Here is a 24,841-nt window from a genome sequence, read left to right on the forward strand (position 1 = left end):
GGCTGCTATGCAGCCGGGGCTTATTGCCTGCTGTTTCACACTTAACTACTGCTTCTCACTTAACTGCTGTTTCACACTTGGTTTAACCCGTATTACGCAAGCCAGCAGCGATACCGGCCATAGTCACCATCAGCGCCTGCTCAACCTGAGCGTTACCGGCTTGGGTACGATCCCTTTGCAGCAGCTCCGCCTGCAGTACATGCAGCGGGTCGATGTAGGGGTTACGCACCCGAACCGCTTCAGCGATCAGCGGCATGTGTTCCTGAAGCTCCTTACGATTACGGATCTGCTTCACCGTCTGTTTCAGATTATCCAGACGACTACAGAGCACATCACCCAACGGGTGAAGCTTCTCCGGTACCAGCTTCTTCTCATAGTAGCGGGCGACGTTGGCGTCGGACTTGGTCAGTACCATCTCCAACATATCCATGTAGGTTGTGAAAAATGGCCAGTTTTCCATCATCTCTCTGATTAAGGGTAGCTCACCTTCCTGCACCGCATCGGACAGAGCGATATCGCTGCCTAACCAAGCTGGCAGCATCAGACGGATCTGAGTCCAGGCGAAGATCCAGGGGATCGCCCGCAGGCTTTCCACGCCGCCATCCGCACGACGCTTGGCAGGACGACTCCCCAAAGGCAGCTTAGCCAGCTCCTGCTCCGGTGTGATCGCCCGGAAGTAAGGCACAAATTCCGGTACTTCACGAACCTGATGGCGATAACTATGCAAGGCACGCTCTGCCAGCAGATTCATCTCCTGTCGCCACTGAGGTTTCACCGATGGCGGTGGCTGAAGCGTCGCTTCCAGCACCGCAGAAACATAGATCTCCATGCTTCTCTGGGCGATATCCGGCAGGCCGAATTTAAAGCGGATCATCTCCCCTTGTTCGGTTACCCGCAGGCTACCGCTCACAGACCCCGGAGGCTGAGCCAGAATCGCCGCCCGTGCAGGGCCGCCGCCACGACCAACGGTACCACCCCGACCGTGGAACAGAGTCAGGTGCACACCATGACGCTTGCAGACTTTCACCAGCTCTTCCTGAGCTCGATACTGCCCCCAGGCCGCTGCCAGCTGACCGGCGTCTTTGGATGAATCGGAGTAGCCGATCATCACCTCCTGCTCGCCCTGAATCTGATCCTGATACCATTCGATACGCAGAAGACTGCCGATCACATCCGAAGAGCGATCCAGATCATCCAACGTTTCAAACAGCGGCACGACCTTCATCGGGAAAGGACAACCACACTCTTTCAGTAACAGATGCACCGCCAGCACATCTGAGGCGTAGTGCGCCATGGAGATCACGTAACTGCCTAACGCTTCCTGAGATTGCTGGGCAACCACACGACAGGTATCGATCACCTCCTGCACTTCTGCAGAAGGCTCCCAGTTATGGGGAATCAAAGGACGACAGGAGCGCAGCTCACTCAGCAGAAACTGCTGCTTCTCAGACTCACTCCAGTCGTGATAATCCCCCAGATCCAACGCCTGACAGATCTCAGACATCACATCCGCATGACGGGCAGAATCCTGACGGATATCCAGTTTCAGCAAATTCAGACCAAAACAGCTGGCCCGACGCAAGGTGTCCAGCAGAGGGCCTTTGGCGATGCGCTCCATACCGCAATCGATCAGACTGCGATAACAGAGTTTCAGCGGGGCTTTCAGCTCTTCGCTATCGATCAGTACCGCATCCGGCCGTTCGTCACGGCTATGACCATCCAGCTGATCTTCGATCCATTCCTGAGTCACCTGCAGGCGACGGCGAAGCCCCCGCAGCAGCACACGGTAAGGCTCTTTGGTTTCCTCGCCAACCTCAGCGCGCAGCTCATCATTACACTGCCACATGGAGAGTTCATTCAGCAGCTGGTCGATATCACGCAGGTAAAGGTCCGCTGCCATCCAGCGGGCTAACAACAGGACTTCCTGAGTCACCTTAGCGGTCACATTCGGATTACCGTCACGGTCGCCCCCCATCCAGGAAGCAAAACGTATCGGTGAACAATCAAGAGGCAGGGAACGACCGGTGGCCACTTTCAGCCCATGATTCAGGTAGCGATAAAACTCGGGCACCGCCTGCCAGAGGGAGTTCTCAATAACCACAAAACCCCACTTAGCCTCATCCACAGGGGTCGGGCGCTGATGACGGATCTCATCGGTGTGCCAGGCCTGTTCAACCAACTGGCGGATGCGATCCTGAATCTTCTCCCGCTGATCCAGATACAGACTTTCGTTTTCCAGCTGGTTGAGGTTGTCTGCGATGCCATCGTACTTCTGGATCAGGGTACGGCGATTCACTTCAGTAGGGTGAGCGGTCATCACCAGATCGATACGCATATCGGTGATGGTTTGCCAGATCTCTTCCGGCGAAATGTTCTGGGTTTCCAGATGATTAAACAGGGTCACAATGGACTGCTGCTCAATAGCTTCATAGTTCTCAGTTTTACGATAGCGGGCACGGTAATGTTGTTCGGCAATATTGGCCAGATTCAGAAACTGGTTAAAGGCCCGTGCCACGGGCAGTAACTCATCATCAGACAGGTTACTGAGATAATCCTGCAGGCTGTTATCGGAGTGATCCCCCACCCGATCCGCTTTTGCCAGATGGCGAATGGTTTCAATCTTTTCTAAAAAATCATCACCCAGATGGTGGCTGATGGTTTGTCCCAGATAGTCACCCAGTTCTCGCACATTGTCACGCAACGACTCATGTAACTGATTCACGGGTTACCTCCATGATGTCTGGAAAATTCGTTTTACGGGAATAGGTTACAGATATCGCTGTAAACCCGGCTAACCTTCCCCGTAAATATTTTTTACTACGTTTACATACCATTTACTACGTTTGAAAACCAAATGTCACTGGTCTCAAGGATCAGTCTGCGTCATCTTTAAGGTGTAGTCACCGGACAGCTTCAGACAACAGATCGTATTAATATCGGCTAATCTCTGCCTGAACTTTGATCAGATCTGAATTTGATGACATTTGTTATCAGTATGGAGCTATCCGATGGGTCTGGTAAAAGAAATCCGACTTGTGCGGCAATAATCTTCGGCTTTGTTGCTACAGTATGAGTAAGGCTTCAGTTTTACTGAACATTCACGTAGCCGGTGGTAAAGCGATGGCGTTAATCAGCCAATTACCACTGACTCCTGCATAAGGAGCTTATTTATGCGTTTTAATGAACTGGTCCATAACTGGAAAAGCAAAGATACAGGTGCCATTACCGAAGAGCTGTACAGCATTCGTTTGCCGGTAGAAGATGCTGCCCGACTGCAGGCTCTGGCTGAACTCTTCCCTCGACGACCGGCGGAACTCTTACTGGCAGACCTGATTAAGGTTGCCCTGGATGAAGTGGAAGGCCGCTTCCCGTATGAGAAGGGAACTAAGGTGGTTGCCCATGACGAAGAGGGCGATCCTATTTATGAGGATGAAGGCTTAACACCTCGTTTTCTGGAACTCAGCCGTCACTACCTGAAAGAATATACTAAGCTGAAGGCTGCCGGTTGACCCGACCTTCATATCTGTTGTTAAACTAAACAAGGCTTGGCTCAGCTTAACGCCATAACACTTGGCCATGAGAAGATTAGCTGAGTTCAGCCAAAGGTTTTATCGCCGCCTCTCTCCCTTGGGCGGCACCTCCCCGCAGGTTTACTGCGGGACTTGCCATGTGAGGCCGTCTGCCTGGTTCTTAGGGATCAGGGTTACAGGCGGTCTATTTTTTTGCCCGCCTGAACTCGCCCTTCAACTCAAAAGCAAACTTAACAGCATTGAATGCCAACAAAGCTACGCTTATTGCTCCAGCAACTTAGCGTCATCCCACCACTGATCCATCTGCTCCAGATCGACATCATCAAAGCCAAGCCCTGCTTTCTGAAGCTGCTGCTCGATATAGGCAAAGCGGAACTCGAACTTGCGGTTGGTTCCCCGCAGAGCGCTTTCCGGATCTTTTTTCAGATAGCGGCTGAGATTGGTTGCTGCAAACAACAAGTCACCAAACTCCTTTTGTGCCTCCGGCAGATTATCTGCTGCTACGGCTTCTTCAACTTCTTCCAGCTCCTCACGAACCTTTTCCAGCACGCCCTGAATATCCGGCCAGTCAAAGCCCACCTTTGAGGCTTTTTTCTGAATCTTGGCAGCTCGGGTTAAAGCCGGTAGCCCAACCGGAATATCCCCCAGCACAGAAGGCTTCTGAGCTTGATCATCACCAGTTTCAGCCACCGCTTTCTTCGCTTTCTCTTCGGCCTTAATCTCATCCCAGCGTTGTTTCACCTGAGCTTCGTCGACATCGGCTGCGGTGACGGCTTCATTATCCGCAGGGTACAACTGCCCTTCGGCAAACACATGGGGATGACGACGAACCATTTTGGTGACCAGTTCATCTGCCACATCATCCAGATTGAACCAGCCTTTTTCATCGGCCATCTGGCTGTAGTAGATCACCTGAAATAACAGATCGCCGAGTTCTTCCTTCAGATGATCCCAGTCCTCACGCTCAATGGTATCCGCCACTTCGTAAGCTTCTTCCAGTGTATGGGGAACGATGGTGGCAAAGGTCTGCTCCTTATCCCACGGGCAGCCGGTTTCAGGATCACGCAGCCGCGCCATCAGGTAGGTCAGGTCTTTTATGCTGTATCGGTTAGGTTGTTTGGCAGGTTCAGATGACATTTGGGAATCGGCTTTATGACTCATAACAGGTGGCTCTTGGCGGTAAATGAAACAAGCGCAATACTCTAACGCAAAACGCCCGCAAAAGCGGGCGTTTTAGGCAATCAGCATGATCGCTGACCTGAATGCTATCCTTGGTTTGAACAGGTCAGGAGCAGATCAGGCTGACTTTTTCTTCTCCTGAAAACGCTGCACATCAAGGATGTTTGGCAGCTGCTCGATGCGGTTCAGAACCCGCCCCAGCACCTGCAGACCATCCACTTCCAGCGTAATCAGAATATTGGCCTGATTCTCTTTCTTATCGGTCAGGGTGTTGACCGACAGAACGTTCACCTTGTCGTTGGCCAGAACCGACATAATATCCCGCAGCAAACCGGAACGATCCCAGGCACGGATACGCACATCAACCGAGTACATGTGCTGAGTGCGCTCACCCCATTCCACATTGATCATGCGATGAGGATCTTCAGTTTTCAGCTGCAGCGCATTGCCACAATCCTGACGGTGAATCGATACGCCACGACCAACGGTGATGTAGCCAACAATGTCATCACCGGGCACCGGATGACAGCACTTGGCGATCTGAGTCATCAGGTTGCCGACACCGTGAATGGTGATATCGTCCGCATTGGTCGCACCACCTTTCTGCCCGCCCGGATAACGACGGTGCAGCAGGAATTTCTCCAACTGTTCTTCGTCATCGGTTTCGCCAAACAGGTTCTGGGCAACACTCAGCACCTGACCGGTACGCAGATCCCCGGCACCCAGCGCCGCATACATATCGTCTTCGCTGTTGTAGTTCACCGCCTGCGCCAGCTTTGGCAGATCCAGCCCGTTCAGACCCAGCTGCTTGAACTCTTTCTCCAGCAGCTGACGACCTTCCGCGATATTCTGGTCGCGATCCTGCAGCTTAAACCAGCTCTGAATCTTCGCCCGGGTACGGGAGGTCAGGGCATAGCCCAACGCAGGGTTGAGCCAGTCACGGCTTGGACGGGTATTTTCTGAGGTCAGAATCTCAACCTGATCACCGGTTTTCAGGTGATAGGTCAGCGGCACAATACGGCCATTAACCTTGGCACCACGACAACGGTGACCTACTTCGGTATGTACCCGATAGGCAAAATCAACCGGGGTCGCATCATGAGGCAGATCCACCACATGGCCATCCGGCGTGAAGATATAGATACGATCCGGTGCTACATCATTACGCAGTTCTTCACGCAGACCGTTGGCATCGCCAACTTCTTCATGCCACTCCAGAACCTGACGCAACCAGGCGATCTTCTCTTCGTAGCTGTCGCTGGTTTTCTTGGTATCCGTGCCCTTGTAAAGCCAGTGGGCACAAACACCCAGTTCGGCTTCTTCGTGCATGGAGATGGTACGGATCTGAACTTCCAGCACCTTGCCTTCCGGCCCGACAACAGCAGTGTGCAGAGAGCGGTAGCCGTTCTCTTTTGGGGTAGCGATGTAATCATCAAACTCGTGGGGGATGTGATGCCAGAGGCCGTGAATAATACCCAGAGCGGTGTAGCAGTCTTTAACATCCGGCACCAGAATACGCACAGCCCGTACATCGTAAACTTCTGAGAAGTCGATGTTCTTACGCTTCATTTTCCGCCAGATGCTGTAAATATGTTTGGCGCGGCCGTTGACCTGAGCACCACGAATACCTTCCCCTTCCAGCTTCTCTTTCAGAAGGGCGATCACTTTTTCGATATATTCGGTACGGTCGAGACGCTTCTCGGACAGCAAACGGGCGATGTTCTTGTACTGTTCTTCTTCCAGATAGCGGAAGGAGAGATCTTCCAGTTCCCACTTGATGTAGCCGATACCCAAGCGGTGCGCCAGCGGTGCATAGATTTCAAATACCTCACGGGCAACACGCAGGCGTTTATCACGGGGGGAGTTTTTGGCATCACGAATCGCACAGGTACGCTCAGCCAGCTTGATCAGAGCAACGCGCACGTCGTCGATCATCGCCACCAGCATCTTACGCAGATTTTCCAGCTGGCTCTTGTTCTCCTGACCGAAAACGATGCCATCGGTCGGTAACTGAATCTGGCTGATCGCCGCCATCTCGGTCACGCCGTTGATCAGCTTGGCAACTGTCTCGCCAAATGATTCTTCAACCTGATCAATGGTGATATGGCCTTCACGCACAGCACGGTAAAGGATCGCTGCGATGAGGGAATCCTCATCCATCTGCAGCTCACCCAGAATATCGGCCATCTCAAGACCGGTACGGAAGCAACGCGAACCCTTAACGATCCAGTAGTTGTCCTCTTTGCGCGCGTTGCGCTGGGCATCCCGGGCCATCTCGCAGGCGGACTGAACCCGCTCCGGTGAATGGAGCGTGACATCCTCCTGCAGGCGTTGCAGCCAGTTGGGGATGTTGACGGTGCCATCGGGGTTTAAGGGTTGATCTTCGCGTACTTTTACCATGTCTTCGCCTGTAAAATTCAGTTTCTTATTATAAGGTGTTCGCTCAGGCATCCACCCGGCTGCACCCTTTATTAATGGGGGCCTTTTGTGAATCAACAAGCTTGCCGGTGACCCGGCAAACTCAGAACTGATTCGGCCTCTTCTTCTCCGTCTGACCCTAAACCCCGGACAGAACAGAGAGCGTAAACCAATACCGTAACAACCTGCGGTATCAACGCCTGCAGAGCAAATTACCTCTGCTTCAGCGTGCTATCTTAAAAAACATCAGGACTTTTTCTTTTTACTGCCACGTTCAAACAGTGCCATAGATTCAACGTGAGCAGTCTGCGGAAACATATCCATAATTCCGGCCCGGATCAGTTTATAACCCTGCTCCGCCAGAATCGCGCTGTCCCTCGCCAGCGTGGACGGGTTGCAGGAAACATACAGCACCCGCTTGGCACCCAGAGCTTTCATCTGTTCACAGATAGCCTGCGCACCGGTACGGGGTGGATCCAGCAGGACAACATTATAGCGGGTCTTGGCCCAGGAAAGGCCTTTGAATGACTGACTCAGGTCAGCCACTTCAAAAATAGCATTTTCTATGCCATTTAATTCAGCATTTGCTCTAGCCCGCTGAACAAGGTTGGATGCACCTTCAACGCCGGTGACAGATGCTACTTTTTTCGCCAGGGGCAGACTGAAATTCCCGAAGCCGGCAAACAGATCCAACACCACATCACTCTCTTTCGGCTGCAGCCACTCCAGCGCCTGATCCACCATCTGACGGTTAATCGCAGGGTTAACCTGTACAAAGTCGTTAGGCTGAAAGGCCAGTGTGACATCATTATGACGGTAGCTAAGTACAGGCAGCTGATCACCACTCAGAGTAATCACCTTACCACTCTCAAGAGAAGCCTTAACCAGACTGTCTGCCTGATCCTTCTGCCAGTAGAGCTGAACTTTATGCTCTTCAGCCCAGTTCAGCCAAAGCAGCTGATCTTTATGGGACAGACCTTTCAGGTGGCGCACCACAAGAGCGCATCCTTCGTCACTGTATGCCAGCTCAAGGTGCCCGATGGTTTTACGGGATTCCAGCTCAGGAATCAGGTCATACAGCGAAGGAATCAGCGCTGACATTTCCGGATGCAGCACCGCACAGTGCTTAATGGCTACCAGATGGGAGGAGCCTTTCTCACGGAAGCCGATGATGAGATCACCGTGACGATTCCACTTCACACCCAAACGGGCTTTACGACGATAGCCCCAGGCAGCGTCCACTAATGCATCCTGAACCGGAATATCACTCAGCTTGCCAAAACGCTCCAGCTGATCCACCAGCGCGGTCTGTTTCACCTCGCGCTGACGCTCCAGAGAAAGGTGCTGCAAACCACAGCCACCACACTGCTGGTAATACTCACAGGCGGGCTCAATGCGATCCGGAGAAGGGGTGTGAATAGTTTCGCATACTGCCTCATCAAAACGGCGATGGGTTTTGACGATACGAATGCTGACGCTTTCGCCGGCCAGTGCTCCCTCTACAAAAACGATTTTTCCATTGTGATGGGCAATACCGCGACCATCATGGCCCTGGCGTTCAATGAGGAGTTCAGACACTTGCTCAGGCACGTAGCCCCCTTTTTATCGACAATTCCGTACAAAAAAGACGGATTTAAGCGCTTAAACGCCAGAACAGTCAGTCACCTGATGTGGGGCAGGACAACGATTTATGCTGGATAAAGCAACAGTCCGGCGGGATGGCGGCAGATGATAACGCCTAATCTCAACTTGTCCAGCCGGAGGGCGCAATTGACATAAAGAACAGACATAAAGAACAGACATAAAGAACAGGCAAAAAAGAAAAGGGCTGCCTGTCAGTCACAGCAGCCCTTCCTTATTTTTTATATGCGGACTAAAGGGTTTTCTCTTCAGAGCAAATTGTTATCTATTCAGATTAGATAAAGCTGATCAGGCGTTAAAAACGCCGGTCGACAGATAACGGTCACCACGGTCACAGATGATGGCAACGACAACAGAACCCGGGTTCTGTTCTGCAACCTGCAGCGCACCGGCAATAGCACCACCGGAAGAAACGCCGGCAAAGATACCTTCTTCTTTAGCCAGTGCTTTCATGGTGGCCTCAGCACGCTCCTGATCCATATCGATCACCTGATCGACACGCTCTGCTTCAAAAATAGTCGGCAGGTACTCTTCCGGCCAGCGACGAATGCCCGGGATGCTGGCACCTTCGCTTGGCTGAAGACCAACAATCTGCACATCAGGATTTTGCTCTTTCAGGTAGCGGGATACGCCCATAATGGTGCCAGTGGTGCCCATGGCGCTGACAAAGTGAGTCACCTTACCGAATGTCTGCTGCCAGATCTCAGGACCGGTAGTGCGGTAGTGGGCTTCCGGGTTATCCATATTACCGAACTGGTTCAGTACGATGCCCTTACCCTCATCCTGCATCTGCAGCGCCAGATCACGAGCTGCTTCCATGCCTTCTTCTTTACTCACGGTAATCAGCTCGGCACCGTAAGCAGCCATAGAGGCTTTACGTTCTTCACTCATGTTATCCGGCATGATCAGTACCATGTTGTAGCCCTTGATCGCTGCAGCCATGGCCAGAGCAATACCGGTATTACCGCTGGTGGCTTCGATCAGAGTATCACCCGGTTTAATATCACCACGGGCTTCTGCCAGATTGATCATGCTCAGCGCCGGACGGTCTTTGACCGAGCCCGCCGGATTGTTGCCTTCCAGTTTGGCAAGCACCACAGAACCGTTATCCATCACCAGACGCTGCAGACGAACCAGAGGTGTCTGACCGACAAAGGCTTCGATGGTCGGGAAATCATTAAACTGCTCCTGAGTGTCAGCGATCTGTTCCGGGGATTTTTGTTCGGAAGACATAGATTCTCTCTAAGTTGGGCTTTAACGGATCGCTCTGTTGCCGCAATCCCCTGTTTTAACTAGGGAATTAATCTTTTGAAACTCAGCATCGACCGTTAACAAGCAGGTATTTCAACTGCGCCTTTTATACCTGTGACGGTTTGATTTTTAAACCGCTTTTCCCGATATAGAACGCACTAAATTGCCATAAGCTGGAAAACAGCTTATATGAGGCAAGCTGGGCAGTTTTCAAAATAATGCTTTGCTATTTGCTTATAACTGCAGCCTTAAAGGTATTATGGTACAAGTGTTTGTCTGGCATGGCAGCACAAGCGCAGCGGATATCAATCTGGATTCATGATGAAAAACTGGCCTTTACGTAACAAAATTCTCTTTATCGCAACCTTTCCGGCAATTATTACGGCACTGGTTTTAAGTACCCACCTGTTTCTGAACTACTACGCACTGGTTGAGAAAAACCTGATGGAAAAAGCGGAAGCTTTAACCCGTCAGCTGGGAACACCACTCGCTTACGCACTGGAGCGTAACGACCGCGAACAGGTACGTCGGATTATGGATGCGCTGACGCAGGAGTCCGAAGTCCGCGCTGTATCGATACACAATAAAGACCGGGAGAATATCTTCCACGGCGGCCCCAGCATGTATCCGGTCAGTAATGCCAGTCACCGCCTGCAGCCTCAGCCGTTGATCCGTTATTCCGACAGCACACTGCGCATTATCCAGCCCCTGCTCTCACCATTTCCGCCAAAAAACCGGGCGACAGAAACCTCTCAAAACAAAACAGAAAAAGGCCTTTTTGCCCCTCAGTTTGTTCACATGGAGATCAAGACCAACGCCATCGTCGGCTGGCTGGAACTTGAGATCCACCTGAGCCAGACCCGCCTGAGCATCATCTATGATGTGATCCTCAACTGGGTGGTGGTACTGATTCTGTTAATCGCCACCCTCTTTATGTCCCTGAGAATCAGCCGCCAGTTTCAGGAACCGATTCAGGAAGCCCGGGATGTGGTGCAACAGGTCAGTGCCGGTAACTACACGGTAGAAGCCCGTCATGTCGGCTGCCCAGAGTTTCACCGACTGGCGGATGATATCAATCAGCTAACCCGCAGTATTAAGCTGAAGCGGCAGGAGCTGAACGACAGTATTGAGCAGACCACCTCAGAACTGGAAGAGACCATGATCACCATGGAAACCCAGAGTATCGAGCTGGATCTGGCCCGTAAGCGCGCCGAGGAAGCCAACCGGATCAAGTCTGAGTTTCTGGCTAACATGAGTCACGAGATCCGCACCCCAATGAACGGCATCGTCGGCTTCTGTAACCTGCTACGCCGTACCCCGTTGACTCCACACCAGAGCGCTCACCTGAACAGTATCCGCAACGCCTCGGAAAGCCTGTTGTCGATCATTAACGACATCCTCGACTTCTCGAAAATTGAAGCCCAAAAGATGGAGATCAAATCGATTCCCTTTAACCCAAGGGAGATCGTCGATGAAACCATCGCCCTGCTGGCTCCGGAAGTGCAGCGTAAGCAGCTGGAGATGGTCGCCCTGGTCTATGACGATGTACCGGCTACCCTGGTCAGCGATCCACTACGCATCAAGCAGGTACTCACTAACCTGCTGGGTAATGCGGTGAAATTCACCGACTCAGGCGACGTCGTGATTCGGGTGATGACAGAGCTGGAGGCCAATGATGAACTGGTGATCTGCTTTAAGATCACCGACAACGGCGTTGGTATTGCCAAAGAGAAACAGCCCGCCCTGTTCACCCCGTTCACTCAGGCCGATTCCAGCCAGAACCGTCAGCACGGTGGCACAGGCTTAGGGCTTGTGATCTGTAAACGTCTGGTGGAACTGATGGGGGGTGAGATCGGCCTTGAGAGTGATCTGGGTGAAGGTGCCACCTTCTGGTTCACGATACGGACACAGGTTCAGGGCAATACCTATGATCTGGAGCCGGAAACCTGTTTCGACGGCCTGAAGACCCTTCTTGTCGAGAGCCACGCTCTGAATCAGAACGCTCTGAACCATCAGCTGACCCAGTTTGGTTTGCAGGTCACCAGTCACAACAGCCTGAACGGCATCAATGTACAGCAACCTGGCAGTCAGGTCGCCGTGCTGGCCTTTAACCATCAGGAAGCTAATGACAGAGCTACTTTGGCACTGACTCACAAGCTGGCGGAGCAGATTCCGGTTCTGGTGTTGCTGGGCAGTAACGATGCCGACCTGATCACCCGCTATATGAGTGCCGGTGTCAGCCACGTGGAAACCAAGCCGATCAGTCAGGAAGACCTCAAGTCGGCCATTGAAAGCGTACTGAATCAGCAACAAACGGCATCCACGGCACAACCGAACAATCTGGCCTTTGCCAGCAAGTCTGCGTCTACCCAAAATGCCCTGTCATCACCCAATACTGGGATGGCACAGGCTACAGCAATGGCAAGGGCTGGCTGGCCGGACGAGTCTCGCATGCAGGATCAGAGCACCAGACACAACCCAGCTCTGAATACCGGTAACGACTTCAATCTGCAGGGCAATATGACTTCCGCGCCTACTATTCTGGTGGTGGATGATAACGCCTCCAACCTGCTGCTGGCATCAACACTGCTGAAAGAATTCGGCCTGAATGTTACCCAGGCAAACAGTGGTAAAAAAGCCATTGAGGAAGTGATCAGAAAGCGGCCGGATCTGATTCTGATGGACATTCAGATGCCGGATATGGACGGTATGGAAACCACCCGACGTATTCGTAATCTCTCGCCGTACTATGAAGATCTGGGCATTATCGCCCTAACCGCCCACGCCCTGCCGGAAGAGAAAGAGAACTTTATGGCAGCAGGCCTGAATGATCTGTTGACCAAACCGATCGACGAGGAGAAGCTGGCAAACCTGATCCAGCACTGGACAGGCTTTACTCCGAGTGTCATGCCTGCGGATGCCGAGCCGCCGTTACCGGAAGATGAGCATCTGCTGGAAGAGAGCATGGAACACGTGGTGGATCTGGAGATGGGAATCCGTCTGGCTGGCGGTAAACCTGCGCTGGCTGAGGAGATGCTCACCATGCTGCTGCAGGATATTCCGGCAACCCGGGATCGTCTGGACAAAGCTTTCCACGGTGAAGATATCGAAGAGATGATCAATGCGGTGCACCACCTGCACGGCGCGACCCGCTATTGTGGCGTTCCCCGTTTGGCACTGACGACAGAAACACTGGAAACTCAGCTTAAGATGCGCCAGATGACCGCTGCACAGGAAACCCTGAAAACCCTCTACAAAGAGCTGGGTAAACTGGAATCCTGGCAGAAAGAGCGGGATATTCTGCAAAAAAGCCAGGCATAGGCCTGGCTTTTGTCGTACGACATTTCTTTTGTGCTGCTAAAGGGAAGAGTCAGATCAACGGGCTTCCAACACCACAAAAGCCTGAGCCAAACCGCCATCATCGGTAATCGACAGATGACAGACGACAGTCTGATCAGCAGCAGTTTTAGCGGCTGCCTTATCAGCGGCCGCTCCCAAAAGCTGCATCACAGGTGCTCCTGCTTCTGTTCTGCCCACCTGCATATCCTGCCAGCTGATCGGCCCGATACCGGTTCCCAGAGCCTTAGCCGTGGCTTCCTTAGCGGCAAATCGCTTTGCCAGAAAAGCCGCCTGCTGCGGATGTTCCTGATAACGCTGCAGTTCAAGCTCTGTCAGAATACGCTGAGCAAAACGCTCGCCGTGGCGGGCGATCGCTTTTTCCACCCGCTCAATCACCGCCAGATCAGTGCCGATACCCAGAATCATCTCAGCAACCTTATTTCGGCTGAGCAGCCAGCATAATACGCTTCATCTCGGCAACCGCTTCTTTCAGACCGACAAACATGGCGCGGGCGATAATAGCGTGGCCGATGTTCAGCTCATAGATGCCAGGAATACCAGCAATCGGCTCAACATTGTGGTAGTGCAGGCCGTGACCGGCATTCACAATCAGACCTTGTTTCAGACCCAGCTTAACGCCCTGTTTGATCACTTCCAGCTCTGCTGCCTGCTCTTCTGCGGTCTCAGCATCGGCGTAACGACCGGTATGAAGTTCGATCACAGGTGCAATGGTCGCGGCTGCTTCAATCTGGGCCGGATCCGCATCGATAAACAGAGAGACTTCACAGCCTACGGCAGCCAGACGCTTGCAGGCATCTGCCACACGATCAAATTGACCAACCACATCCAGACCGCCTTCCGTGGTCAGTTCTTCACGCTTTTCAGGCACCAGACAGATATGCTCAGGACGGATTTCTTCCGCAAAAGCGATCATCTCGTCAGTAACAGCCATCTCAAGGTTCATGCGGGTCTGCATCACCTCTTTGATCAGGCGGACATCTCGCTCCTGAATATGACGGCGGTCTTCACGCAGGTGCAGAGTGATACCGTCGGCACCGGCTTCCTCCGACAGAATTGCCGCCTGAACCGGATCAGGATAGCGGGTTCCACGGGCCTGACGCAGGGTAGCAATGTGATCGATATTAACGCCCAGTTGTAAACGCGGAACGGATGCTGAAACACCTATAGCCATGATGACTCCTAAAAACGAACCTGACACTGCAGGGAATACAAAATAAGTTTCGGTGTAGCCTATCAGGGCTGACACAGGGTTTTCTATACCTACGAAGAAAACTAAAGATTGGTGAACCCTAGAGGTTCGGCTTGCTCTCAACCGAATCGGCTTTATTTGCGCTGCCTGCCTGAAACAGTTGTCGGGACAGCAGAGGCTTATCCCCTAACAAAGGTTGCAGCGCAATCCGACTGAGCTTCTTAGCGGCCTTAAGTACTTCCGGTTCAGACCAGTTCTGCTCTTGCAAAGCCAATAACTGATCGCCTTTAAAGCCGTTCTGAACCGGATGAAAACCAGACTGCCAGTGATAACTGTAATTCTGATCCGGTTGCAGCGCGCCACCTTTATGATCCGCGAAGATCAGCGGGTAGCCCAGAGTCTCCAGCAACTGCCATTCAAAACAGCGCAAAGAGGGTTCCAGCTGATCCGGCTGCTGTAACTGTGCGATCAAAAGAGCATATTCCCGAAAGAGTTCCGGCACCGCCTCCTGAGGCAACAACAAACGGTTAAGCAGTTCATTGGCATAGAGCACACAGCTCAGAGCACGCCCCCCTAACAGAGGTAATTGCCCACAAGGCTCTATATCAAACAGGGTTTTCAGACTGGCGTCGCCACGCCATGAAAGCTGCAGCGGCTGCAGGGGTTGCAGCAAAGCCCGGTTACGGCTTTTTTTCTGTCGGACACCCCGGGCAACGCCATCAATACGGCCATAATCCAGCGTCAGCAAAGAGACCAGAGCACTGGTTTCTTTATAAGGACGACTGTGAAGGACGTATGCCGGTTGGCAATGAACACTGGCAGCCACGGGGAATTTCCTGAGAGGAGGATCGCAGTCTCAGAGCATCTCTGAGACTACTAACCTATTAACAGACCGATCAGATCAAACAGACCTGCTTAGAGATCGGTATAGCCAAGACTTTTAAGAGCACGCTCGTCATCAGACCAACCGCCTTTCACCTTAACCCAGAGATTCAGCATCACCTTGGCACCAAAAGCACGCTCCATATCGATACGGGCTTCCTGACCAATCTGCTTAATGCGGGCACCTTTCTCACCGATGATGATACGTTTCTGGCCGGAACGCTCCACCAGAATCAGTGCACCAATGAAGAGAATACCGTCATCTTCGCTGAACTCTTCGATCTCAACGGTAGCCTGATAAGGCAGTTCATCACCCAGCTGACGCATGATCTTTTCACGCACCAGTTCAGAAGCAAGGAAACGCTCGGTACGGTCTGTAACCTGATCTTCCGGATAGTAATGGAAAGATTCCGGCATATAACCACGCACCAGCTCTTCCAGCTGAGTCAGGTTATGACCGTGCTGAGCCGAGATAGGAATGATGGCATCAAAGTTATGCTTTTGGGCTACTTCTTCAATGTAAGGCAGCAGTGCTTCTTTATCTTCCAGACGATCCATTTTGTTGATCGCCAGAACCACAGGACACTTAATACCCTGCAGTTTCTGCAGCACCACTTCGTCTTCTTCGGTCCAGCGCATGCGGTCGATGATAAAAATCACCAGATCCACGTCTTTCAGAGCGCTGCTGGCCGCCTGATTCATGTAGCGGTTGATCGCTTTATTACGATCTTTTTCCAGCTTGTGCATCCCCGGTGTATCCACATACACCACCTGCACATCGTCTTCGGTTTTGATACCCACAACCTGATGGCGGGTAGTCTGAGGACGACGGGAGGTGATACTCAGCTTCTGGCCGAGAATGTGATTCATCAGGGTCGATTTGCCCACATTGGGACGGCCAACAATGGCCACAAAACCGCAACGGCTCTGATCACTCATGGATGCACTCACTTCTTGCTGTCCGACTTTTTAGACGCTTGTTTCTTGGATTCCAGCTCTGTCAGCGCGTTTTTTGCCGCCTGCTGTTCGGCATTTCGACGGCTGCTGCCCACACCGATGGTCTTCTCGTTCAGAAGAACAACCTGACATTCAACGGTGAAGGTCTGGTCGTGAGCCTCGCCTTCCACTGAGATCACTTCATACTTAGGAAGACTCTGCTGACGGGACTGCAGGAATTCCTGAAGCAACGTCTTAGGGTCTTTCTGAGTATCGTTCAGATTCAGTTTAGTCAGTCGGTCTTTGTACCAATCCAGAATACGTTCACGAACAACATCCATGCCGGCATCGATATAGATCGCACCAATTACCGCTTCCATCGCATCGGCCAGAATCGAATCACGACGATAACCGCCGCTTTTCAGTTCACCGGAGCCCAGCTGCAGGTAATCACCAAGATCAAATTCACGGGCAACTTCTGCCAGTGTCAGACCTTTAACCAGACGTGCACGCAGGCGACTCAGCTGCCCTTCCCGGGCCTCTGTGAAGCGGTGATACAAGGCTTCAGCGATGACAAAATTAACGATGGAATCACCCAGAAACTCAAGACGCTCGTTGTTACTGCCACCAAAGCTACGGTGGGTAAGCGCCAGCTTGAGTTGGTTAATATCGGTAAAGGTATAGCCCAGTTTTTTACTGAGTTCGTTCAGATTTGCTTTCACTCTAACTCGTTCTTTTTTCCGTCATCAGAAAAGGCAAACCGGCCCAGTTGGCCGGTCGTTTAATTATTACTGTATTACCCGAACATCGGAGAAGCTGGGCATACTGGACCAGCCTTCCCAGTGCATCCAGACTGCAAAGGCTTTACCGACGATATGGTCTTCCGGGACAAAGCCCCAGTAGCGACTGTCATTGCTGTGATCCCGGTTATCACCCATTACAAAGTAATGACCTTCAGGCACAACCACTTCACGCATATTCTGGCCCGGCTGCAGACTGTTGTAGATCTCGTGCTCAACCTCACCCAGAGATTCACGCAGCAGCTTACGGTTCGGGTTTCCGGCAGGCAATGCAGCAACAAACTGCTGAGCTGCCGGTTCACCATTGATGTAAAGCACCTTGTTCTCATAACGCAGGCGATCACCTGGCAGGCCGATAACCCGCTTGATGTAATTCACCTTATCGTCTTTAGGATAGCGGAACACCATCACATCGCCACGTTTCGGATCGGCGATCTCCACGACACGGTTGTTACCAACCGGAAGGCGCAAGCCATAGGAGAACTTGTTGACCAGAATAAAGTCACCGATTTTCAGGGTTGGCAGCATGGATCCACTGGGGATCTGGAACGGCTCAACCACGAAAGAACGCACGATCAGAACAAGAAACAATACCGGGAAAAATGAGCGGGAGTACTCTGCCCACAACGGCTCTTTTTCCAGCTGGTTAATCACCTCCGCATCCATAACAGAGCGCTGAGGCTGATTCAGAAAAGCACTGACGGCGCGCTTACGATTCTTGGCAAAGAAGAAAACGTCGGCGGCATAGCCAACACCGGTTACGGCTACGGCGATCACCAGCACTAATGCAAAATCAAAATCCATATTTACTTATCCACTTTGAGAACGGCCAGGAAGGCATCCTGTGGAATCTCCACACGACCAACCTGTTTCATCCGTTTTTTACCTTCTTTCTGCTTCTGCAGAAGCTTTTTCTTACGGCTTACGTCACCACCATAACATTTGGCGGTTACGTTCTTACGCAAAGCTTTTACGGTCTGGCGGGCAACAACCTGATTACCCATCGCCGCCTGAATGGCAACATCAAACATCTGGCGAGGGATGATCTCTTTCATCTTCTCGGTCAGTGCCATACCACGGCTACGGATATGCTCTTTGTGTACGATACACGCCAGAGCATCAACTTTATCACCATTGATCAGGATATCCAGACGTGCCAGATCAGCGGCCTGGAAGCGATCGAAGCTGTAATCCAGAGAGGCAAATCCACGGCTGACAGATTTCAGACGGTCAAAGAAGTCCAGAACCACTTCGTTCATCGGAATATCGTAAGCCAGCTGAACCTGCTTACCCATGAACTGCATATCGATCTGCACACCGCGCTTCTCAACACAAAGGGAGATAACGCCACCCAGCATATCCTGAGGCACCAGAATATTGACGCGGGCGATCGGCTCACGCATCTCTTCAATACCGGCAGGGTCCGGCAGTTTCGCCGGGCTGTCGACGTGAATCACGTCACCGTTTTTATGCAGAACTTCAAAGATTACCGTTGGTGCAGTGGTGATCAGATCCAGATCGTATTCACGCTCCAAACGCTCCTGAATGATCTCCATGTGCAGCATACCGAGGAAGCCACAGCGGAAACCAAAGCCTAGGGCTTCACTGTTTTCCGGCTCATAGAACAGGGATGCATCGTTCAGAGTCAGTTTTTCCAGCGCATCACGGAAATCTTCGTAATCGTCAGAGCTTACTGGGAAAAGCCCCGCATAAACCTGAGGCTTAACCTTCTGGAAACCCGGCAGCATCGCCACATCAGGAGTTTTCGCAGAGGTAATGGTGTCACCTACAGGTGCACCATGAATGTCTTTAATACCGGCAACCAGATAACCTACTTCACCAGCTTTCAGTTCACCGGTCGGAGTGCGCTTCGGCGTAAAGATACCAATACCGTCTACACCCCAGGCTTTGCCGGTGGACTTCATAATAATCTTGTCGCCTTTGCGAACCGTACCTTCAACCACACGGATCAGGGAGACAACGCCCAGATAGTTATCGAACCAGGAATCGATAATCAGCGCCTGCAGATCACCATCAGGATCGCCTTCCGGAGCAGGGATCTTAGCAACCAGGTCTTCCAGAACCTCGTCAATGCCCAGACCAGATTTAGCACTGCAACGTACAGCGTCAGTAGCATCGATACCGATGATATCTTCAATTTCCTGCGCAACACGATCAGGCTCTGCCTGAGGCAGATCCATCTTGTTAAGAACCGGTACGACTTCCAGATTTTGTTCGATAGCGGTATAGCAGTTCGCCACCGACTGAGCTTCAACGCCTTGAGCCGCATCTACAACCAGCAGTGCACCTTCACAGGCTGCCAGAGAACGGGAAACTTCATACGAGAAGTCCACGTGTCCCGGAGTATCAATAAAGTTCAGCTGGTAGGTATTACCGTCTTTGGCGGTGTAGTTAAGGGTTACACTCTGCGCCTTAATAGTAATACCGCGCTCACGCTCAATATCCATGGAATCCAGAACCTGCGCAGCCATTTCACGCTCACTCAGGCCTTCACAGGTCTGAATAAAACGGTCTGCCAAAGTGGATTTACCATGATCAATATGGGCGATGATAGAGAAGTTACGGATGTGACTTAAGCGACTCACAGTATATTTTCACCAAAGAAAGGTCATCTGCTGACGAATACGAAGGGTTCTATTCAGTCAGGGCTGTTCAAATCAGTCAGGGCTTCGGTGTGGCCTTATATCTCTGGCCATCAATCCCGAATACAGTAGAAAAGCCCCGGAAAAATTAGCACAGGAGTCTACATGATTCCCTGTGCTGACGCCATGCCCAGTAAGATATGGCGGTTCAGATTTCGTAAACAATCTGCTCCGCCGCCGGTCTTAAGACAATCAGCGCGCGGCTAAACAAATCAGGCCGAAAGATCTTAATCTAACGGCCTGATTCTCAATAGCACGGAGACTTATTCAACTTTCAGAGGAACGAAGGCGGGTTCACCCTGGCGCACCACACGCACTGGCACCGACTGCCCCTTTTTCAGTAGCTCAACAGCCTTACGGTAGTCGCGCAGGCCGTTGATCTGACGATTGCCCATCATAGTAATGACATCGCCCTCGCGGAATCCTGAACGGGCGGCACTACCCGGCTCGATATCAACAATAACAACACCGCTATCAACACCGGAGCGCTGCTTCATTTCAGAATCCAGTTCGACAACTTTAAGCCCCAGACGATCAGCAGGCTGTTCCTGCTTGGCAGGACGTTGGCTGCGCTGATCCGGCAGTTCTTCAATAGTGATATTCAGCAGCTTACGGGAACCATTACGCAGCACCTGCACCTTGGCTTTATCACCGGGGCGAACCTGTCCAACCAGAGGAGGTAGCTCACCGGAACGACGGATCTCCTGACCTTCAAATTCCAGAATAATATCGCCTTCCTGAATACCACCTTTGCCTGCAGGACCATCCGGAGCCACCTGAACCACCAGAGCCCCCATAGGCTTTCTCAGACCAAAGGATTCAGCCAGATCACGATTCACTTCCTGAATCACTACCCCCAACCAGCCACGGGCGACACGACCTTTCTCTTTCAGCTGATCGGCGACGTTCATGGCAACGTCAATCGGGATGGCAAAGGACAACCCCATAAAGCCGCCGGAACGTGTGTAAATCTGTGAGTTGATACCGATCACCTCACCATCCAGATTAAACAGAGGGCCACCGGAGTTACCCGGATTGATCGCAACATCAGTCTGAATAAAAGGCACATAATTTTCGTTCGGCAACGAGCGGTTCACCGCACTGACAATACCCGCGGTCACCGAGTGATCGAAACCAAAAGGAGAACCGATAGCCAGTACCCACTCACCCGCTTTCAGCTTGGAAGAGTCTCCAAGCTCAACAACCGGCAGCGAGGTACCGTCGATTTTCAGCAGCGCCAGATCGGTTCGTTTATCCAGACCAATCACAGTTGCTTCCATTTCACGGCGGTCTGACAACCGCACAATGATCTTGTCAGCACCTTCAACCACATGATTATTGGTCAGAATGTAACCGTCATCGGAAATGATAAAACCAGATCCCAGAGACTGCTGCGGCTGCTCCTGAGGCGCTCCGCGACGCCCAAAGAAATGACGAAAGATCTCAGGCAGATCTTCCTGGTCCATTCCGGCAATAGGAGGATGGTTATCGGAACGGGTCTTTACAGTACTGATATTAACTACGGCGGGAGCTGCATCTTCCACCAGTTCGGTGAAGTCCGGCAGGTTGTAGGCCTGAACTTTACTGGCAAACAAAAGCCAGCCCAGCATCCAGGTCAGTGACACAAGAACTTTGCCCATATTTTTCATCAAACTCTCCTGAAAAGAAGTGCCTGAATATGAGGATAGTATTGGCACGCTCAACGCGGGTAACTGAAATACGCTACCGGCCAGAACACCTCAACTATCCACATACACAGTCTTTGGATAATTAAGACAGGGTGTCAAAAAACATAACAAGGCTTTTCGCCTCAGCTTTAACTTTCTAGATAGAGCGCATCTATTGATTTATCAAGGGGATATCGCCAGTGTGCGGTAACTTACGCAGTACCACTGGCTGATACTGGGCATCCTGCCGGTGTCGCCAGCTGTACCAGCGCACATAACCAAAACCTGCCAGAAGTCCTGCTCCGGCCAGAACAAAACTCATCAGGGAATCCAGACCAAACAGGGCATCACCGGCTAGGGCTCCAATAATCAGCGCCAGCAGAGGCAGAAGATAAACCAGAGCGGAACCCCGGATAAAAGCGCCTTCGTCCAGCCCCAGAACAACCTGATCGCCAACCTGAAGTTCTTTATCGGTTTTCACCTGCAGCCGCTGGGTTTTACCGCTGCTGATTTTACTCAACAGAGAATGACCACAACTGCTTTTAGCTGAGCAGCTCTGACAGGCAGTCTGACGACAGGTTTCTACCCAAACTTCCTCAGCGGAAACCTCAACAACAATCGCTTGCTCTTCCAGCATGGCCGAACCTTTTAGTGGGCTATCAGAAAAACGCCCAAGCTTATACGATCCATCCCTGACAACAAACTCCTGAATCCGTCAGCTGACGGATTCAATCCGGTCAGAATGCAGCGGCGATCTTCTGAGCGGTATGCAGAGGAATTTCTCCGACAACCGTGATCACCCGCCCCTGATTCTGCTCGTGAATACTGCGCACCACGACCACCGTTGCACCGTACTGATGATGCCCTTCTTTCAGAGAATCTGCTCTCAAAGGCTCAACAAAGACAGAGAAGGTACTGACGCCGTCTGACCAGGAATACATATTGGCCAGATGGTTGTCAGAAACTACCACCGCCTGTTTCTGCATAAAGAGCTCAAAGCCATCGGGTAGCCAGGGCAGGATCTCCTGAGAACGACTCAGAGGAGCCTCTTCTTCAGTTGCCGCCGCAGATTGCTCATCTTTCGCCGTGAAGGAGAAAGAGGTGAACTGAAAGGTTTCAAGTTCACGAGCCAGAGGATCCAAGGTGACAGATTTCAGCAGGAGTGCCGACTCTTTATCAAGCCAGAGCCGGTAACCCAGGCGCTGATTATCACGGGGCACGATCTCGACAATCACCGCAGGGCGACCAACAACCCGCCCCTGACCTTTCAGCTGCAGCTGATAATGCTGTTTAACCCGCTCAAGACCTCCGGAGAAACGGCCGGATGGATTGCGCCCCTGAATTCGGTCGCTGGCAACCACCTCACCGGAGATCTTGCGCGTTATACGGTCACCCTGCTGCAGGAATTCCCGCGGCAGGCCATCCAGATAACTCAACCGGGCATGCTCACCCTGCTCATTAACATCATGGCTGAGTTCCACAGCATCCAGCTGACCTTCTCTGGAATAAACAAGAACACCACTGTATTCGTAGTTATGCATCGCATCATTAAAGCGCTGCAACCACTGATCTGCTGTATCGGCTGCTTTAACCGCCTGTGACACCAGCAGTACGCCCATAAGGCTTAATGTGGGTATAAATTTTCTGATCATGAATCACTACCTGTCTGAACCAGACTTCGGAATTACGAAAACCGCTCCGATTCCGGCTCTGAACGCTTATTGACCCGCAGCCTGATAACCAGAGACACGAACAATCGGCATCATGCCGTGGGTACCATTGGTGGCCACATACTCAGAATGCTGCATCAGATAACCTCGAATCAGACGCTCCTGACGCAGTTTCTGATTATCAACCAGCTGATACGGTGCCTGAGCCAGATCCGGGCCTGCACTGACACGCTGAACACCAATCGGGCTTTGCTGCAAACCACGAGCCGGCAATGTCTGTTGATAACCGGAAGACTGAGCAGCAACCTGCTGGGCAACCGGAAGATCCTGCTGTGGGTTTGGCATCAGCAATACCACCGCAGCTGCAACGGACGCTGCAATTGCGCCTTTAGCCATCCAGGTATCTGAAATTTGTGTCGCGCGAAGACGCCAGTTCTCAAACAACTTCTTGCGTCGGGCCGGTTCAGGCTCCAGCTCCAGAGCGACAGAAATGCGGTCAGCGATATCCACTAACTGTTCCTGTTCAAACTCTTTATGCAGAACACTGCGTACCAGATGATACCGATGCCAGGTGTCAGCCAGTTGTTCGCCGCCCTGCTCATCACAGGCCTTAAGAATACGACGCAACTCCAGCTCATCCGCCTCGTTGTCCATCAGATGTGAAAGCGACTGGTGAATATTATCACTCATAGCTAACCTCGGTTCTTACTTACCCTGACTTGCAGGGTGGAAAATTACTGAGCCGCCAGCTCAGGCTCAAACAGCCGCTTAATTTCACGATCCACTGCCTCACGGGCGCGGAAGATACGCGAGCGGACTGTCCCCACCGGGCACTGCATAACCTGAGCAATATCTTCATAGCTCATGCCATCCATTTCCCGTAGCGTAATAGCGGTACGCAACTCATCAGGTAAGTTGTTTATCGCCTTGTAAACCGTTGCTTCCAGCTCATCCCTTTCCAGACGTTTGTCTGGTGAAGCGTTATCGTTAAGACGGCCGTCGTTATTCAGTACTTCCGCGTCGTCATAATCGATATCGGTTCCGGGAGGCCTTCGGCCGCGGGATACCAGATAGTTCTTTGCAGTATTGATAGCGATGCGGTAAAGCCAGGTATAAAAAGCACTCTCTGAACGAAAGTTGCCGATCGCCCGATACGCTTTAATAAAAGCTTCCTGGGTGACATCCAGCACTTCATGAGAATCCTTGATATAACGGCTGACCAACGCAGCAATCTTGTGCTGATACTTACGCACCAACAGGTCAAATGCCCGCTTATCACCCGCCTGAACCCGCGCTACCAGCTGCTGATCCGTTTCCTTCGTCATCTCTCAACCTCAATGCGCGCAACGGCTGTACCGGGCACGCAAAGCAAAAAGGTGTTTCTTTCCGAACACTATGACTCATTATTGCCTGTCGTATCGGATGATTATTATGCTACGCCGACAGGCTTTGGTCTGTGCTGCTATTCAGGTTTATCGCAATTCCCTTACTGACTGATTTTTAATGTAATCAGATCCTTAAAGAATAACAGCACACGGTAATAACTCACGATTATCGGCACCCGGAAATACTCAATCGACACTCTTAACCGCGATTTCCAAGATAATGAAATCAAACGTAAGTTTGTCTGATGACTGAAATTTCTCTAACATCGG

General features: G+C 51.8%; 19 protein-coding genes. 2 read left to right on the top strand and 17 right to left on the bottom strand.

Annotation, left to right across the window (positions count from 1 at the left end):
* Nucleotides 1–82: 82 nt before the first annotated feature.
* Nucleotides 83–2,722 carry a phosphoenolpyruvate carboxylase gene (gene ppc / locus BV405_RS09390; RefSeq protein WP_086480598.1) on the bottom strand — a complete coding sequence of 880 codons (2,640 nt, stop codon included), beginning with the start codon at nucleotides 2,720–2,722 and terminating at the stop codon, nucleotides 83–85.
* 448 nt (nucleotides 2,723–3,170) lie between these two features.
* Here ppc and BV405_RS09395 point away from each other — a divergent pair, with 448 nt between their 5' ends.
* Nucleotides 3,171–3,509, top strand: a complete 339-nt coding sequence (locus BV405_RS09395; protein WP_086480599.1) for a hypothetical protein — start codon at nucleotides 3,171–3,173, stop codon at nucleotides 3,507–3,509.
* 282 nt (nucleotides 3,510–3,791) lie between these two features.
* Here the strand turns inward: BV405_RS09395 and mazG are convergent, their stop codons facing one another.
* The 4 genes from mazG to cysM form a co-directional block, all read right to left on the bottom strand.
* Complete coding sequence (mazG, locus tag BV405_RS09400; protein ID WP_245832287.1) at nucleotides 3,792–4,691, bottom strand: nucleoside triphosphate pyrophosphohydrolase; 900 nt, start codon at nucleotides 4,689–4,691, stop codon at nucleotides 3,792–3,794.
* Nucleotides 4,692–4,826: 135 nt separating this feature from the next.
* Nucleotides 4,827–7,109, bottom strand: coding sequence for a GTP diphosphokinase (gene relA, locus BV405_RS09405; protein ID WP_086481152.1), 2,283 nt, complete (start codon nucleotides 7,107–7,109; stop codon nucleotides 4,827–4,829).
* Between the two features lie 264 nt (nucleotides 7,110–7,373).
* Nucleotides 7,374–8,717: a 23S rRNA (uracil(1939)-C(5))-methyltransferase RlmD gene (gene rlmD, locus BV405_RS09410; protein WP_086480601.1), complete on the bottom strand. Its 1,344-nt coding sequence runs from the start codon at nucleotides 8,715–8,717 to the stop codon at nucleotides 7,374–7,376.
* Nucleotides 8,718–9,056: 339 nt separating this feature from the next.
* Nucleotides 9,057–10,001, bottom strand: a complete 945-nt coding sequence (gene cysM / locus BV405_RS09415; protein WP_086480602.1) for a cysteine synthase CysM — start codon at nucleotides 9,999–10,001, stop codon at nucleotides 9,057–9,059.
* Nucleotides 10,002–10,340: 339 nt separating this feature from the next.
* On the opposite strand from cysM, the gene BV405_RS09420 reads away from it, so the two are divergent.
* On the top strand, nucleotides 10,341–13,340 hold the full coding sequence (locus tag BV405_RS09420) for a response regulator (protein WP_176330102.1): 3,000 nt from the start codon (nucleotides 10,341–10,343) through the stop codon (nucleotides 13,338–13,340).
* A 54-nt stretch (nucleotides 13,341–13,394) separates the two neighbouring features.
* On the opposite strand, the gene acpS is transcribed toward BV405_RS09420, so the two are convergent.
* The 12 genes from acpS to rpoE form a co-directional block, all read right to left on the bottom strand.
* Nucleotides 13,395–13,784, bottom strand: coding sequence for a holo-ACP synthase (gene acpS, locus BV405_RS09425; protein ID WP_086480604.1), 390 nt, complete (start codon nucleotides 13,782–13,784; stop codon nucleotides 13,395–13,397).
* Between the two features lie 10 nt (nucleotides 13,785–13,794).
* Entirely contained in the window at nucleotides 13,795–14,550 is a 756-nt protein-coding gene (gene pdxJ, locus BV405_RS09430; protein ID WP_086480605.1) for a pyridoxine 5'-phosphate synthase, read from the bottom strand.
* Between the two features lie 118 nt (nucleotides 14,551–14,668).
* Nucleotides 14,669–15,394 carry a DNA repair protein RecO gene (gene recO, locus BV405_RS09435; protein WP_086480606.1) on the bottom strand — a complete coding sequence of 242 codons (726 nt, stop codon included), beginning with the start codon at nucleotides 15,392–15,394 and terminating at the stop codon, nucleotides 14,669–14,671.
* Between the two features lie 89 nt (nucleotides 15,395–15,483).
* A complete protein-coding gene (gene era, locus BV405_RS09440) occupies nucleotides 15,484–16,389 on the bottom strand; it encodes a GTPase Era (RefSeq protein ID WP_086480607.1) in 906 nt (301 codons plus the stop codon).
* An 8-nt stretch (nucleotides 16,390–16,397) separates the two neighbouring features.
* The gene (gene rnc / locus BV405_RS09445) at nucleotides 16,398–17,108 is read right to left on the bottom strand and encodes a ribonuclease III (protein ID WP_086480608.1); all 711 of its coding nucleotides are present in this window, start codon (nucleotides 17,106–17,108) and stop codon (nucleotides 16,398–16,400) included.
* A 66-nt stretch (nucleotides 17,109–17,174) separates the two neighbouring features.
* Nucleotides 17,175–17,990: a signal peptidase I gene (lepB, locus tag BV405_RS09450; RefSeq protein ID WP_086480609.1), complete on the bottom strand. Its 816-nt coding sequence runs from the start codon at nucleotides 17,988–17,990 to the stop codon at nucleotides 17,175–17,177.
* Nucleotides 17,991–17,992: 2 nt separating this feature from the next.
* Nucleotides 17,993–19,792 carry a translation elongation factor 4 gene (lepA, locus tag BV405_RS09455; protein WP_086480610.1) on the bottom strand — a complete coding sequence of 600 codons (1,800 nt, stop codon included), beginning with the start codon at nucleotides 19,790–19,792 and terminating at the stop codon, nucleotides 17,993–17,995.
* Between the two features lie 320 nt (nucleotides 19,793–20,112).
* Nucleotides 20,113–21,498, bottom strand: a complete 1,386-nt coding sequence (locus BV405_RS09460) for a DegQ family serine endoprotease (protein WP_086480611.1) — start codon at nucleotides 21,496–21,498, stop codon at nucleotides 20,113–20,115.
* A gap of 190 nt (nucleotides 21,499–21,688) precedes the next feature.
* Nucleotides 21,689–22,153, bottom strand: a complete 465-nt coding sequence (locus tag BV405_RS09465) for a SoxR reducing system RseC family protein (protein WP_086480612.1) — start codon at nucleotides 22,151–22,153, stop codon at nucleotides 21,689–21,691.
* A 100-nt stretch (nucleotides 22,154–22,253) separates the two neighbouring features.
* A complete protein-coding gene (locus tag BV405_RS09470; protein WP_086480613.1) occupies nucleotides 22,254–23,168 on the bottom strand; it encodes a MucB/RseB C-terminal domain-containing protein in 915 nt (304 codons plus the stop codon).
* A gap of 66 nt (nucleotides 23,169–23,234) precedes the next feature.
* Nucleotides 23,235–23,876 carry a sigma-E factor negative regulatory protein gene (locus BV405_RS09475; protein WP_086480614.1) on the bottom strand — a complete coding sequence of 214 codons (642 nt, stop codon included), beginning with the start codon at nucleotides 23,874–23,876 and terminating at the stop codon, nucleotides 23,235–23,237.
* Nucleotides 23,877–23,920: 44 nt separating this feature from the next.
* Complete coding sequence (gene rpoE, locus BV405_RS09480) at nucleotides 23,921–24,511, bottom strand: RNA polymerase sigma factor RpoE (RefSeq protein ID WP_086480615.1); 591 nt, start codon at nucleotides 24,509–24,511, stop codon at nucleotides 23,921–23,923.
* Nucleotides 24,512–24,841 lie beyond the last annotated feature (330 nt).

The organism is Oceanospirillum sanctuarii (assembly GCF_002150805.1).
Classification (GTDB): domain Bacteria; phylum Pseudomonadota; class Gammaproteobacteria; order Pseudomonadales; family Halomonadaceae; genus Oceanospirillum; species Oceanospirillum sanctuarii.

Bases quoted from the DNA above. Each gene is read 5' to 3' on its own strand.
- pdxJ (WP_086480605.1), bottom strand. From the start codon at position 14,550: ATGGCTATAGGTGTTTCAGCATCCGTTCCGCGTTTACAACTGGGCGTT.
- rpoE (WP_086480615.1), bottom strand. From the start codon at position 24,511: ATGACGAAGGAAACGGATCAGCAGCTGGTAGCGCGGGTTCAGGCGGGT.
- BV405_RS09470 (WP_086480613.1), bottom strand. From the start codon at position 23,168: ATGATCAGAAAATTTATACCCACATTAAGCCTTATGGGCGTACTGCTG.
- BV405_RS09460 (WP_086480611.1), bottom strand. From the start codon at position 21,498: ATGAAAAATATGGGCAAAGTTCTTGTGTCACTGACCTGGATGCTGGGC.
- BV405_RS09475 (WP_086480614.1), bottom strand. From the start codon at position 23,876: ATGAGTGATAATATTCACCAGTCGCTTTCACATCTGATGGACAACGAG.
- lepB (WP_086480609.1), bottom strand. From the start codon at position 17,990: ATGGATTTTGATTTTGCATTAGTGCTGGTGATCGCCGTAGCCGTAACC.
- acpS (WP_086480604.1), bottom strand. From the start codon at position 13,784: ATGATTCTGGGTATCGGCACTGATCTGGCGGTGATTGAGCGGGTGGAA.
- BV405_RS09420 (WP_176330102.1), top strand. From the start codon at position 10,341: ATGAAAAACTGGCCTTTACGTAACAAAATTCTCTTTATCGCAACCTTT.
- BV405_RS09395 (WP_086480599.1), top strand. From the start codon at position 3,171: ATGCGTTTTAATGAACTGGTCCATAACTGGAAAAGCAAAGATACAGGT.
- relA (WP_086481152.1), bottom strand. From the start codon at position 7,109: ATGGTAAAAGTACGCGAAGATCAACCCTTAAACCCCGATGGCACCGTC.
- cysM (WP_086480602.1), bottom strand. From the start codon at position 10,001: ATGTCTTCCGAACAAAAATCCCCGGAACAGATCGCTGACACTCAGGAG.
- BV405_RS09465 (WP_086480612.1), bottom strand. From the start codon at position 22,153: ATGCTGGAAGAGCAAGCGATTGTTGTTGAGGTTTCCGCTGAGGAAGTT.
- mazG (WP_245832287.1), bottom strand. From the start codon at position 4,691: ATGAGTCATAAAGCCGATTCCCAAATGTCATCTGAACCTGCCAAACAA.
- era (WP_086480607.1), bottom strand. From the start codon at position 16,389: ATGAGTGATCAGAGCCGTTGCGGTTTTGTGGCCATTGTTGGCCGTCCC.